Genomic DNA, 13098 nt, shown 5'->3' with positions numbered 1-13098 from the left:
ACATCAGGAATCAGCCTGCAGAATCATCGATTTCCGTAGTTTTTCGGGACCATCGGCGGGGGCTGCCGCGTGAAGCGGCTTGCCTAAAAGGTCCACCTGTCCTCTAATTGCACTGCTGTTCCCTCCGAGGGGGATCTCATGAGGGACGGCAACCGGGAGAGGCCCCGATATTCACAAAGAGGGCCGCAACCGGCGCAATAAAAAGAAACTCAAAGCGAGAAAAAAACAATGGCGGCAGACCGCGCACAAAACCTGCAGGACACCTTCCTTAATCACGTTCGCAAAACCAAGACGCCACTGACGATCTTTCTGGTCAACGGAGTGAAGCTCCAGGGCATCGTGACCTGGTTCGACAATTTCTGTTTGCTGCTTCGGCGCGACGGTCACTCGCAGCTTGTCTACAAGCATGCGATCTCGACCATCATGCCGGGCGCTCCGATTCAGCTGTTCGAAGGCGGCGAGGATCAGCCGGCTTGAGAGTGATCTGATTGGAACCCCGGAACTTCGGCGGGGATGCCGACCGTCCGCGGTCGGCAGGGGCTCATACGGGGCGGGTGCTGGTCATCGGCCCCTATTTGCGGGTGCGCGCCGGCGGTGCCGACGCGCAATCGGAGAGTCATATCCAGCGCGACGCCGAGGCCCGGCTCGACGAAGCCGCCGGCCTCGCGCGCGCGATCGACCTCGTGATTGCGGACGCCATCATCACGCCGATCAGCCAGATCAGGCCGGCCACCTATATCGGCAAGGGCAAGGTCGAGGAGATGGCGGCGCTGGTCAAAAGCCTCGACATCGAGCTCGTGGTGATGGACTGCGCCCTGGCGCCGATCCAGCAGCGCAACCTCGAGAAGGAGCTGCACGCCAAGGTGCTCGACCGCACCGGGCTGATCCTGGAAATCTTCGGCCGCCGCGCCAAGACGCGGGAAGGATCGCTCCAGGTCGAGCTCGCGCATCTCAACTACCAGCGCTCGCGCCTGGTGCGTTCGTGGACCCATCTGGAGCGCCAGCGCGGCGGCTTCGGCTTCATGGGCGGTCCGGGCGAGACCCAGATCGAAGCGGACCGCCGGCTCATCCAGGAGCGCATCTCCAAGCTCGAGAGTGAGCTGAGGAAAGTGCAGGCCACGCGCCGGCTGCATCGCGCCGGTCGTCAGCGCGTGCCGTATCGCGTGGTCGCATTGGTCGGCTACACCAATGCCGGCAAGTCCACGCTGTTCAACCGCCTGACGCGGGCCGACGTGCAGGCCGCCGACATGCTGTTTGCGACGCTTGACCCGACCCTGCGCGCGCTCACTCTGCCGCATGGCGGCAAGGCGATGCTGTCCGACACCGTCGGCTTCATCTCGAATCTGCCCACCCAACTCGTCGCCGCCTTCCGTGCGACGCTGGAGGAGGTGCTGGAAGCCGACGTCATTCTGCACGTGCGCGACATCTCCCATGAAGATGCAGAAGCGCAGCAGAGCGACGTCGACGCGGTGCTGCGCCAGCTCGGCATCAACCCCGACGATAGCGGCCGCATCATCGAAGTCTGGAACAAGATCGACCGCTTCGACGCCGAGCAGCGTGAAGAGCTGCTCAATATCGCCGCGCGCAGGCCGGCGGATCATCCGGCGATGCTGGTCTCGGCCGCATCAGGGGAGGGCATCGACGCACTGCTTGCCGCGATCGAGGAACGCCTCGCCGCCAAGCGCACCACGCTCGATCTCTCCATCGACGCCTCGGACGGTGCCGGCATCAGCTGGCTTCACCGCAACGCCGAGGTCCTGTCGAAGGAGCTGCATGACGGCCGCTTCGACATGACCGTGCGGGTGGATGAGACCAAGCGGGATATCGTGGTGAACAGGTTCGACGCGGTGCCGCATCACGCCACATAACCGGTGTCGTCCCGGCGAACGCCGGAACCATACCGCGTGATCTATCGAGCTTGTGCGGTATCCGTACCGATCACATATGACCCCACGCCTTCGCCAAATTGCTTCCTGTTACGATGGGGCCCGGTGTTGAGCCGGGACGACAGCGGAGTTAGCGGCGCATGTCGTTGCCTCTCTATGACGCCGGCGTCTCCCCACCCTTCGCCGCGTTCCACAACGCATCCATCTCAGCCAGCGACGCATCCTCCAGCGTGCGGCCCTGAGCCTGCAGGGCTCGCTCGATATAGGCGAAGCGACGCTCGAACTTCGCGTTGGTCGCGCGCAGTGCGGCTTCCGGATCGGCATCGACGTGGCGGGCGAGGTTGACGAGGGCGAACATCAGGTCGCCGGTTTCTTCGGCCAGCTCCCGCTTGTCGTTGCGGTCGAGCGCGGCCTCGATCTCGTCGGCTTCCTCGCGGATTTTTGCCAGCACCGCGCGCGGGTCGTTCCAGTCGAAGCCGACGGTGGAAGCCTTGCGCTGGAGCTCCATGGCGCGGGTCAAAGCGGGCTGGCCGGCCTTCACACCCGACAGCAGCGATTTGTGCGATGGCGTGTCCTCCGGCGGCCGGCGCGCGGCGCGCTCGGCCTTTTCCTCGGCCTTGATGCGATCCCAGACCTCCTTGACATGGGAGGAGGCGAGATTGCCGTCCTTGTCGGCGAAGACATGGGGATGGCGGCGGATCATCTTGCGGGTGATGCCTTCGACGACGTCACCAAAGTCGAACGCGCTCTGCTCCGAGGCCATCTGGGCGTGGTACACGACCTGGAGCAGGAGATCGCCGAGCTCCTCTCTGAGATCGTCGAGATCGCCGCGGGTGATGGCATCCACGACCTCGTAGGCCTCCTCGATCGTGTAGGGCGCGATGGTCGCAAAATCCTGCTCGAGGTCCCAGGGGCAGCCGGTGACCGGCGTGCGAAGCGCCGCCATGATCTCGATCAGGCGGAAAATGTCGCGGGAAGGGGTCATTGCCGGGCAGTCTCCTGGGTCGGCAACCTTATGCCAAAACCGGGCCGGCGTTCCCAGCCTGGTGCGGCGGAACAGGCCGATTTCCACCGATTGGCGAGCAGGTCGCGCAATGCTAAAGCGCCCACCATGAGTGACGCATTTTCCTCCGAGACCGCATTGGTGCTGTTCTCCGGCGGCCAGGATTCAACCACCTGCCTCGCTTGGGCGCTCAGCCGCTTTGCGCGCGTGGAGACGCTGGGGTTCGACTACGGCCAGCGCCACGCCATCGAGCTCGCCTGCCGCGAGCGGTTGTTCGACGGCATCAAGAACCTGCGTGCGGATTGGGCCGCAAGGCTCGGCGAGAGCCACACGCTATCGATCCCGACGCTGGCGGCCGTGTCCGAGACGGCTCTGACGCGCGACGTCGCGATCGCGATGGGGGCCGATGGCCTGCCCAATACGTTCGTGCCCGGTCGCAACCTCGTCTTCCTGACCTTCGCCGCAGCGCTGGCCTATCGACGCGGGATCAGCCACATCGTCGGCGGCATGTGCGAGACCGACTATTCCGGCTATCCCGATTGCCGGGACGAGACCATCCGCGCCATGCAGGCCGCGCTCTCGCTCGGCATGGCCAGAAAGTTCGAGCTGCACACGCCCTTGATGTGGATCGACAAGGCCACGACCTGGAAGCTCGCGCATGAACTCGGCGGCGAGGAGCTCGTCGATCTCATCCGCGAGCACTCGCACACCTGCTATCTCGGCGAACGCGGGGCGCAGCATGATTGGGGCCATGGCTGCGGCGAATGCCCGGCGTGCAGCCTGCGGGCGAAGGGCTGGACGGAGTATGTGGCGCAAACCTAGCGACCGCTAGAAAGTGTGCTGCAGCTTCACCGAGACGTTTCGGCCCGTCTCCACCAGAGGGTTCGTGAAGCTCCGTGGATACGAGCGATTCACGAAGGTCGAGGCGTCGACATAGGCCGTGTTGAAGATGTTTTCCAGGCCGAGGATCAGCTTGGTATCGCCGAGTTGCGGAGATACCAGTTTCCCGAGTTGAAGCGTCGCATAAAGCTTGGGAATGGCATAGCCCGAGGTCGTGTACTCCTGCGCCGTGTCGATCCGGGTTTTGCTGGCGGCCCAATCCACCACACCTAGAATCGAGTAGCTGCCATTCGGGTCAGCGTACTGAATCCCAATCCGCCCGCGATAGGGTGCGAGAAACGGCAGCGGCTTGTCTGTCACCGTGTTTGTGCCCCGCAGCTGGGCCAAATTCGTGAACACGTTGACGGCCGGCGTGATCTGCCAGCGTGCCTCCAACTCCACGCCGGTGACCTCGGCCTTGCCGACGTTCTGCGACTGGGTATAGCCGCCGACGCCGTTGAGCGTCACTGCGACCGTTTGAAGAAAGTTCTCGTAGTGCGTATCGAACGCCGTAACCTTGAGCTCCGCGTTGCCCGTGTGAAAGCGTGCTCCCCCTTCATAAGTCACGCCGCTCTCGGGCTTCAGGCTCGGATTGGGAAGCTGGGTGGCCGTCACGGCGAACAGCTCGGAGTTCGTCGGCTGGCGGAACGAGGTCGCCACGTTGCCGAGCAGATCGACCGTGGGCAGGATGGCATAGACAAAGCCAAGACTCCCCGTCGGAGCCGTCTGAACGACGTTGGTGTTGCTCGCATAGACTGCCCGGACGTTTGCCGGAATGCTCGACGCGAGCGGTGAGGTCTCAGTGGTCGTGTTGAACCAGTCGAAACGGCCGCCCGCCGAAAGCGTCAGCGGCTGGATCGGCTTCCATTCGTGCAGGGCGAAGGCACCGATGTTGGACTGCGTCGTGTCCGGACCTTGCTTGGTGTACGGAGAGAACACGTCGCTTATCACGGCCCCCGTCGTCCCGTTGCGGGTGATGGTTTCGGAGGTCACCTCACTGCCGGGCCGTGCTTCCCGGAAACCGTCAAGGCCGAGCGTCGTCTTGGTCGCTCCCCAAGGACTGAGCCAGGGAATTTCGGCGAGCGAGCGTCCCCCGATGACCAACGGGCCGATGACGTGGCTGGTGGATTTGACGGTTCTGGTGGTAATGCCAGCGGCGTTGATCGTGTTGTTGATGGTCGAGAGCCTCGTGTCGAAATAGTTGACGTAGAAGGAGCTCTCGACGTGCTTCACCAGGCCGTCGAGTTCGCCCGAATAGGCGATGCGCGCCGAATGCACCTGATTGGGGTCCTGCCGGACCTGGAGATACGGCGCACCTGGTGCCCCGCCGACACCGCCGGCTCGCCCATCGACCTCGCTGTAGGAGCGCAAGGAGAGCTCCAGCCTGTGTCCGATATCGGGCGTATAGCCCAGCTTGATATTGCCACCGATGCTCTGATAGTCGCTATTCGGTACCGTTCCGAGCGGCGTTCGATAGTCGCCGCCCCAGCGTCCGGCGAAGCCGCCGATGAAATCAAAGCCCTGTCCGGCGCCCTTGACCCAGTCGTAGGTGGAGACCGAATTGGCGACGCTTCCGTAGCCAGTCGACCAGCCGCCGCCCGTAAACCGGAATGGTCCCGACGTGTCGCCGGTGTACGATCGGGTCACGACGTTGACCAGTCCGGTCAGCGCCTCGCTGCCATAGACGACGGAGCCTGGACCGCGGATCACTTCGACGCGCTCGACTTCGTCAGGTGCGAGATAGTTGAGCTGCAGCGTATTGCGGCCACGGAAGCGATCGCCGTCGATGAACATCGGCGAGCGGAAGCTGTTCGAGGAGAAGCCTCGCAGGTAGATCTGACCACCGATGCCGCCGGAGCGGGCGATCGAGACGCCCGGGACCGAAGCGAGAATATCGAGAAGGCCGGTCGGCGAGGTTGCCTCGATCTGGGCGCGGTCAACAACCGTGATGCTCTGCTCCGCAAGATGAGGAATTCCAGGTTGCGGCAGCCTGCCGCCCATGGGCTTCAGGGAATCGCTGTTCGTGCCTTCAGGAGCCGTTTGCGCGGTTTGCGGGCCTCGTGCCGGCTGGACAGCTTGCGACGGGGATTGTCGCGCTGCGCGCGCTGCATTCTGCCGTGCCGTGCGGCGAGGCTTCGACGGCTTTCCGGCCTCGACGGTCACCGCCGGCAGCACGGATTGTTGTGACGAACTACTCGCCGTCTGGGCTTCCGCGATCACGCTCGATGCCGTGGCCGCCACACAAGCAAGCCCTACACTCCATCTCCAGGTCGACGAAAAAAGTGAACTCCTCCCAAAGTCAAAAACGATCGTTCTCGAAAGCATCGACGATATCCCTCAGCATTCAGCCAGCCTCGGGCGTCTTATCGTGCCACAATCTCTTGTGCCATCTTCCGAAGTCCAGTTTCGAGAGATTCAAATTTTCCTGGATGCTCTGCTTATCGATCAAGCGTTAGATGCACGGAAATTCGGCCACTCGTTGTCGCGATCGAATGACGTTTAGTCTTTCGAGCAATTCTAATTTCTGACAGCCGCATCTCCGGCGCACGACGAGTATTTTGCTTTTGCATCTTCCTTTGATTGGACTATGTAGCCGTGTCAGCAGCGCCGGGTAGATAATTCCCCGCGCCGACGAGGTTCTCGCATTTCATGCTGCCGCTGTTGCAATGGGTAAGACCATCACTGGGTTTGGCGACGATCCTTGTGATTGTGTTCGGGGAGCTCAGTTCTGCGAACGCGATCGATCTGACCGACCAGCGCAACCGCAAGCTCTCATTCAGCCAGCTGCCAGAACGCCTGGTCGTCATTCCGATTCCGGCACCATCGACTTTCATGGCGATCGACGGCGGCGACAGGAAGATCGTCGGCATGAACGAACACGCCGCACGCGCAATGCAGGAGGGCATTTTCGGAAAGCTGTTTCCGGGCTTCAGGCAGATCCAGACGGCGATAACGACCGGCGGAGATGCATCGAACTTCGCCCCGAACGTGGAGGCAATCCTCGCATTGCGGCCCGATGCGATCTTCCAATGGGCCAACAACAACGAGATCATTGGGCCATTGGACCGGACCGGGATTCCGGTCGTCGGCATGCGTGTGGGCTCGTTCGAGAACTATGTCGAGTACGTGAAGTTGATGGGGAAGATCGCGGGCAGGGAAGACCGCGCCAGCGAATTGCTCCGAAGGCAGCAAGAGACTCGTCAGTCGCTGACGTCGCGGTTCGCAGATCTATCGTCGATGCAGCGACCGCGCGTGCTCTACTTCAATCGCGCCACAAACACGCTGCGCGTCAGCGGCAAAGGAACGGCGCAGGATTTCGCCATTCAGCTGGCCGGCGGACAGAACGCGGTCGGCGACACCGCTTCGATCAGCACCGTGACCATTGAACAGATCCTCGCGTGGAATCCGCAAGTCATCCTGCTTGGAAATTTCGACTCGGCGATGCCGTCCGATCTGTATCGTGATCCGCGCTGGCAGGGCGTCGAGGCCGTTCAGGCCCGCCGCGTGTACCGCGTCCCTCTCGGGGGCTATCGCTGGGATCCGCCGAGCCACGAGTCGGCCCTTGGTTGGCTCTGGCTGGCCGGTCTGCTGCATCCAGAACGTGTTCAGGAGAGCATTCGTACCTCGGTGAAGAGCTGGTTCGGCTTTCTCTACAATTACGATCCCACCGAGGAGGAGATAGACGGCATCCTGTTTCTCAAGGATAACGTCGGCTCTGCCGGCTATGAAGCTTATCGGGCTCATTGATGGGAAGCGCTATCTCCCGATCGGCTACGAGTCTCCCCTCGCGGGATGAGAGATCCTTCGTCCTGCTTTACGTGGCGCTCGCCGCGGGCCTGATCCTCGTGCTGCTGTGGTCGATAGCGTCGGGACGGTATCAGGTCCCGTTCGGCACGGTGCTGTCGATCATCTTGTCGCACCTGGTCGCAGTCAAGGCGACATGGACGACCACGGAAGCGGTCGTCGTCGAAACGGTGAGGCTGCCGCGCGTGCTCACTGCCGCCATCGCAGGCGCGAGTCTGTCTCTGTGCGGCGCAGTGCTGCAAGCGATCTTCCGCAATCCGCTGGTTGGCCCCCAGACAATCGGAGCTTCCTCCGGAGCTGCCCTCGGCGGCGTCATCGTCATCTTCCTGGTCGGGTTCGGGCCGCTCGTCCAGATCGGTGCTTTTGGAGGAGCCGCCTTGGCGCTCGTCGCCGTGCTCGCGCTCCATCGCAGCGACAATCTCTCGCCGATCCTCACGCTCGTGCTCGCGGGCGTGGTCGTCAGCGCGTTCTGCAGCGCGCTGGTCGGACTTGTGACCTATCTGGCCGATCCCGAGACGACATTGCAGGTCATCGTGTTCTGGCTGCTGGGCAGCTTTGCGCCATCGACTTGGCTACACTGCGGCCTGATTGCAGTCTGCACCGCGGTTGCAGCCGCCGTGCTCATCGGGATGAGGTGGCGGGTCAACGTTCTTTCGCTCGGAGATGAAGAGGCTCGAACTCTCGGCGTCAATCCGGGGCGCGATCGCTTGATCCTGCTGGCCGCGGCCTGTCTTGCGATCTCGTCCCAGGTTGCGGTCAGCGGAACGATCGGCTGGGTCGGTCTCATCATTCCCAACCTTGCGCGCATGATCGTCGGGGCGGACAACCGCCAGCTGCTGCCGGTATCGACATTCCTCGGCGCTATCTTCCTGGTTGCCGCGGACACGCTTGCGCGGTCGCTCACGCCGGCCGAGATTCCGGTCGGGATCATCACGGCGCTCATCGGCACTCCGATCTTCGCGCTTCTCCTCCGGCGCACCACGAAGAGCGGCGCAGCATGATCCGCATCGAGAATGCAGGCCACAACTACGGATCCCAGCACTGGCTTTTTCGTGAGCTGTCGGTAACCTTTCCTTCGGCCCGGATCGCAGCGATCCTCGGGCCCAATGGTTGCGGCAAGACGACCTTGCTGCGCGCGATCAGCCGAACATTGACGCTCAAGGAAGGAAACATCGACATCGACGGCCATGTGGGCTTCGTTCCGCAGGCATTGACGGCCGATCAGTCCTACAGTGCCGTCGACATGGTCCTGATGGGACGAAGCCGTTATCTTGGCAGGTTCAGCTCGCCGGGACGCAAGGACAGGGAACGTGCATATGAGTCTCTCGAGGAAGTCGGCCTGGTGGCCCTCGCGGAGCAGCGTTACGACCGACTGAGCGGCGGACAGCGGCAGCTCGTCCTGCTGGCCCGCGCACTGGCCAGCGACTGCAAGGTCCTCGTGCTGGATGAGCCAGCGTCGGCACTCGACATGGCCAATCAGGGCATTGTTCTTCGACTGCTCCTGCGCCTCGCAAGCTCCTTTGGTCTAACCGTGCTGTTCACGACCCATCACCCGGACCATGCAATCGGTATCGCCGACACGACCTTGCTGATGCTGCGGGATGGCACTCACGTCTCCGGTCCGACCGAGAAGGTGCTGACGGAAAGCAATCTCGCTCGGATGTATGGGGTGCCGGTGCGCCGCGTGGACGTTCACGCGGACGAGGAGACGGCCTCCGCGATCGTGCCGTTGCACGGCTTGCGGAGCAAAGCTCCGGATCAGCCTCTCGCTCCCTGAGATCAGCGGCCGCCGGGATCGGTGTCGAGCGCAGCCTTTCGCTTCGCCCAGGGCAGAAAGCCGTCGAGGAATTTCGTGGTGGCGGGCATGAAATTGCTGCCATGATGATAGAATGGATCCAGTGTCGAGACGAGCAACCGGCCGGGCAGCGTGACACGATCTTCGTAAAGCAGCGCTCCGCCGCTGTCGCGGCCCTCAGGATCGGCCGGCACGTCGATCAGCGCCCGAGCCCCTGCAGGCGGGGTCAATACGCCGTGGAAGTGCCATATCGTGCTTTCGAACGGCACGGCCTGGAACAGCTCATGGTCGGACGCCAGCAGGCGGTTCGGTGGATGCGCTGTCTTGTCGAGCCACCACCAGAAGTTCGTCGGCCGCGCCGCCCACGTCACGCCCGGCAGCCACGTGTCGGCGCGATTCTCGCCGAACACAACCAGCGTGTGCCCGGCTCTCGCAAAATGGATCAGGACATCGCGGTGGGCGCGAAGAATGTTCGGATTGATGCGATCCGGCACGATCAGGAAAGTGACGCCGGCCAGGGCATCCGTTGTGAGTTCAGGAGCGTAGATGATCTTGTCGAACAGCTCTCGATAGCGCCGGCCGTGAATGGCCGCGTGGTGATAAAACGTGCCGCCGTCGAGAATCGCCAGGCTCATTGAACGTTTCGTCCTTCCGCGACCCATTGCATGATCCGGGGCGCCAGCTGTCGGTCCTCGCTACCGAACGTCCAGAGGTCATTTCCGCCGTGGAAGAGAACGTGACCTCGACCGACAGGATAGATGAAGTCGAGCGGCAGGTTCGGCTGGCCGAGGGCGTGAACAACCAGCGCATCCGGCGGCGCATCGTGCCAGACCCGTCCGTAGAAACCGGAGACGCCGCGGCGGAAGGTCAGATCGTGCGGTTCAATGCCATGCCAGATGGGATGCTCGGCGAGGCGCAAGACCGTGATGTCGCTCAGCTTGTAATTGTCGATGGCGTGGAAACCTTCCATGCGCGGGAGATAGGAGTAGGCGTGGTGACCGTTTGCCACGACGACGCCGCCGCGAACGAGGTACTGCTCGATCTGGTCAGCGCGATCCGCCAGGAAACGCTGGTCGCTGTGCATGCTCACGAACAGGACACTGAAATCGCTCAGATCGATCTCGGGCAGCGAATAAATGTCCCGCAGCTCGGCTTTGACGTCCGCCAGGGCGCGCAGCGACCCGTCGTCATAACCGAAGCTGAGCGCAAGTCCCGGCTTCATCCATCAACTCTCACGCATGGTGAAGAGAGCGCCTGGTTCCTTCGCCAGAACGTCCTCGGCGATGGACCGCTTCAACGCACTCAGCTCGCGCTCCTGTGCTGCGGTGCGATCCTTGGCGAAGACGAGCTCGAAGAACCGCTGGGGCAAGACCCCAGGCAGCAGCGCCATCTCGACGGTTCGTTCCCCGAGCGTAATTCGAAAGCTGTAGGAAATGTCGTGCCCGGGGACCAATCTCGCTTCGGGCAGCGCGCGGTCTACGGTATAGGCGCCGCGGGTCACGGCGCGGGTGACGAATTCGAACGCGTCCCGCACACCCGGCCCCGGGTGTCCGCTCACGATGCTGACGTCGCGGCGCGCCGGAATTTTCTCAGGCGACAGCACGGCGAACGCAGCCCGCTGTGCCTGGAATACGATCGCGGCCATGGCAAGCGCGGATTGGCCGTGGTAGGCGGCCACCATCGGGAAACCAACCTCGACCGGCTCCTCCTCGGCCATGATGGTGATCGCAGATTCTTTTCCTGCTGGCGTATTCACAGAGTTCTCACATGACGAGGCAGATGTTGGCTCGCATCCGTTATCCCGCGCTTTCGCCCGAGGTCAACAAGCCAAACTTAGATCAGTTCAAAGCATGATCAGGCGGCAAGGCTCGTCCGCGCGTGTGGATACGGGAAGAGAGGTCGTGCATCTCGCTGCTCGAAGGATCGCGCCGAATGGATTGGGCAATGAGGAGTTCGACCGGAGAGCACGGCTAGCTAGCCAAAATCCTCCGGCCGCAGCTCGATCGGCCTGCCGTGCGGCGTGCGATCGGCGGCGTGGTCCCAGGCGGCCCGATAGCGGTGCAGGGTCTCGACCGATGCGACGCCCTTGCGCGCCACGAGGCCTTCCAGCGTCGCCAGCCAGTGCAGGTAGTAGGTTTCGCCGGTGTCAGGGTCGCCCGCTGCTTGCGCGCGCTTGATCTCGTCGGCGAGTGCGGCGGCCCATTCGGGCCAGGTGAACACGCCGCGCTCGTGCAAGGTCAGCGCCATTGCGAAGGCATGCGCCTCCCAGGGTGCGCGGAAGACCGGGCCGTCGTCATCGCGGGGAATGCTCGGTATGGCCGCCGTGGCGGCCGCAGCAAGCGTCGTGCTCATCACGCCGGGTCCAGATAGGGCTCGAATGCATCGATCGAGACCTTCGTGGTCGGATCAGCGTCGGGGCCCCAGAGGTCGCCGCCCTCGAAGACCACGGTGTAGAGCCATTGCGGGTTCTCGCCGCGCTCCATCGCCGCGGAATCCGGAAATACGTGACAGCCATGGTTCAGCTCGACCACGCCGACATGGCCACGCACGTAACGCGGCAGCCTCGTGTGCGTGGTCGGATGGATATTCTTGGCGCGGACACGATCGCCGATCTTGAATTTCGCCGGAGCCGGGGCAGGGCGGTCAAACTTGCCGCGCACCATCACGCGCTCGACATTGGCGAGGTCGAACTTGCCGTGCTTGAGCGCTTTTGCGGGCTGCATCGCATGGCCGGCAGCGACTTCCTCCCGGGTGAGATAGCCCTTCTCGATCAGCATTTCCTCGAGCCCGAGGAACCACTTCTGATAGTACGAGCTGGAAAGGTAGACGTGCGGCGGTAGCGTCTCGCGGTAGAAGCGCGAGGTGTCGATGTTGAAGGCGCCGGCGGCACCCATCGCGCGCACCATGGCGAGGACACGCGCTTCCCAGTCCGCGTGAAACATCGGCTCGTTCGGCTCGGGCTCGACCTTGCCGAACCCGTCCATGCCGCCCATGTCGTGCACGCCGTTCACGACGGTGCTCCGGGCTTGCGCGGAAAGCCGGTGCCGATCATGGAGTCGCGGGTGACGAGCCCGGCGAGCTGCTCCTCGTTCCAGCCCTCCGTGCCTTCCGGGCGCATCGGGAGCACCAGGAAGCGCGTCTCGGCAGTCGAGTCCCAGACCCGGATCTCCATGTCCTTCGGCAGCGTGACGGCGAAATCAGCGAGCACGCCGCGCGGATCCTTCACCGCGCGCGAACGGTAAGGTGCCGCCTTGTACCAGACCGGCGGCAGCCCCAGCATCTCCCAGGGGTAGCAGGAGCACAGCGTGCACACGACCATGTTGTGGCGCTGCGGCGTGTTCTCGACCACCACCAGATGGTCGCCGACGCGGCTGACATGTCCGAGCGTTCCGATCGCCTTGGAGCCATCCTCCAGCAGCGCCTTCTTGAACGCCGGATCGGTCCAGGCCTTGGCGACGACGCGCGCGCCGTTATGCGGTCCGATCTTGGTTTCGTAGGCCTGGATGATGGCATCGAGCGCGGCCGGCTCGACATAGCCTTTTTCGGTCAGGATCGTCTCGAGCGCGCGCACGCGCAGCTCGGTCTCCGACAGCTCGGAATGGTCGTGGTGATGGTCGTGATCGTGGCTCATGGCGCCAAAGATAGGCGCAATGGCCCAGGCCTGTCGAGGGTTCGTTGCGGCTCGATCCGGGCACGTATGCGTGACGACATTTGTGCGGTAGAATCGCCGA

The 13098-nt window shown here is 63.2% G+C and carries 15 protein-coding genes; 7 read left to right on the top strand and 8 right to left on the bottom strand.

The window, feature by feature from the left end:
• Window positions 1-228: 228 nt before the first annotated feature.
• Window positions 229-477, top strand: coding sequence for an RNA chaperone Hfq (gene hfq, locus ACYCVF_RS11845; protein ID WP_007591126.1), 249 nt, complete (start codon window positions 229-231; stop codon window positions 475-477).
• A gap of 11 nt (window positions 478-488) precedes the next feature.
• Entirely contained in the window at window positions 489-1868 is a 1380-nt protein-coding gene (gene hflX / locus ACYCVF_RS11840; protein WP_459595703.1) for a GTPase HflX, read from the top strand.
• 172 nt (window positions 1869-2040) lie between these two features.
• On the opposite strand, the gene mazG is transcribed toward hflX, so the two are convergent.
• Window positions 2041-2871 (bottom strand): nucleoside triphosphate pyrophosphohydrolase, encoded by an 831-nt coding sequence (gene mazG / locus ACYCVF_RS11835; protein WP_459595702.1) that lies wholly within the window; start codon window positions 2869-2871, stop codon window positions 2041-2043.
• A 126-nt stretch (window positions 2872-2997) separates the two neighbouring features.
• Here mazG and queC point away from each other — a divergent pair, with 126 nt between their 5' ends.
• On the top strand, window positions 2998-3711 hold the full coding sequence (gene queC / locus ACYCVF_RS11830; protein ID WP_459595701.1) for a 7-cyano-7-deazaguanine synthase QueC: 714 nt from the start codon (window positions 2998-3000) through the stop codon (window positions 3709-3711).
• A gap of 6 nt (window positions 3712-3717) precedes the next feature.
• Here the strand turns inward: queC and ACYCVF_RS11825 are convergent, their stop codons facing one another.
• Window positions 3718-5769 carry a TonB-dependent receptor gene (locus tag ACYCVF_RS11825; RefSeq protein ID WP_459595700.1) on the bottom strand — a complete coding sequence of 684 codons (2052 nt, stop codon included), beginning with the start codon at window positions 5767-5769 and terminating at the stop codon, window positions 3718-3720.
• Between ACYCVF_RS11825 and ACYCVF_RS11820 the strand changes: the two genes are divergently transcribed.
• The 4 genes from ACYCVF_RS11820 (at window position 5768) to ACYCVF_RS11805 (ending at window position 9349) form a co-directional block, all read left to right on the top strand.
• A complete protein-coding gene (locus ACYCVF_RS11820) occupies window positions 5768-6271 on the top strand; it encodes a hypothetical protein (protein WP_459595699.1) in 504 nt (167 codons plus the stop codon). The two genes, ACYCVF_RS11825 and ACYCVF_RS11820, sit on opposite strands and share 2 nt — an antisense overlap.
• Before the next feature lie 146 nt (window positions 6272-6417).
• On the top strand, window positions 6418-7515 hold the full coding sequence (locus tag ACYCVF_RS11815) for an ABC transporter substrate-binding protein (protein ID WP_459595698.1): 1098 nt from the start codon (window positions 6418-6420) through the stop codon (window positions 7513-7515).
• 71 nt (window positions 7516-7586) lie between these two features.
• Window positions 7587-8573 (top strand): FecCD family ABC transporter permease, encoded by a 987-nt coding sequence (locus ACYCVF_RS11810; protein ID WP_459595697.1) that lies wholly within the window; start codon window positions 7587-7589, stop codon window positions 8571-8573.
• Entirely contained in the window at window positions 8570-9349 is a 780-nt protein-coding gene (locus ACYCVF_RS11805; protein ID WP_459595696.1) for an ABC transporter ATP-binding protein, read from the top strand. Before ACYCVF_RS11810 ends, ACYCVF_RS11805 begins: the two co-directional genes overlap by 4 nt.
• A 2-nt stretch (window positions 9350-9351) precedes the next feature.
• Here ACYCVF_RS11805 and ACYCVF_RS11800 read toward each other — a convergent pair whose 3' ends face one another.
• From ACYCVF_RS11800 to nthA, 6 genes are all read right to left on the bottom strand, one after another.
• Window positions 9352-10002: a hypothetical protein gene (locus ACYCVF_RS11800; RefSeq protein WP_459595695.1), complete on the bottom strand. Its 651-nt coding sequence runs from the start codon at window positions 10000-10002 to the stop codon at window positions 9352-9354.
• Window positions 9999-10589, bottom strand: coding sequence for a hypothetical protein (locus ACYCVF_RS11795; RefSeq protein WP_459595694.1), 591 nt, complete (start codon window positions 10587-10589; stop codon window positions 9999-10001). The genes ACYCVF_RS11800 and ACYCVF_RS11795 overlap by 4 nt, the downstream gene beginning before the upstream one ends.
• 3 nt (window positions 10590-10592) lie before the next feature.
• Window positions 10593-11084: a hypothetical protein gene (locus ACYCVF_RS11790; RefSeq protein ID WP_459595693.1), complete on the bottom strand. Its 492-nt coding sequence runs from the start codon at window positions 11082-11084 to the stop codon at window positions 10593-10595.
• A 257-nt stretch (window positions 11085-11341) separates the two neighbouring features.
• Complete coding sequence (locus tag ACYCVF_RS11785) at window positions 11342-11719, bottom strand: nitrile hydratase accessory protein (RefSeq protein WP_459595692.1); 378 nt, start codon at window positions 11717-11719, stop codon at window positions 11342-11344.
• Window positions 11719-12378: a nitrile hydratase subunit beta gene (gene nthB / locus ACYCVF_RS11780; protein WP_459595691.1), complete on the bottom strand. Its 660-nt coding sequence runs from the start codon at window positions 12376-12378 to the stop codon at window positions 11719-11721. Before nthB ends, ACYCVF_RS11785 begins: the two co-directional genes overlap by 1 nt.
• Window positions 12375-12998, bottom strand: a complete 624-nt coding sequence (nthA, locus tag ACYCVF_RS11775; protein ID WP_459595690.1) for a nitrile hydratase subunit alpha — start codon at window positions 12996-12998, stop codon at window positions 12375-12377. Before nthA ends, nthB begins: the two co-directional genes overlap by 4 nt.
• Window positions 12999-13098: the final 100 nt, after the last annotated feature.

The sequence above is a fragment of the Bradyrhizobium cedriense genome (genome assembly GCF_054602315.1).
Note: the sequence above shows the minus strand (reverse complement) of the source record. Positions and strands in the feature narration are given on the sequence as shown.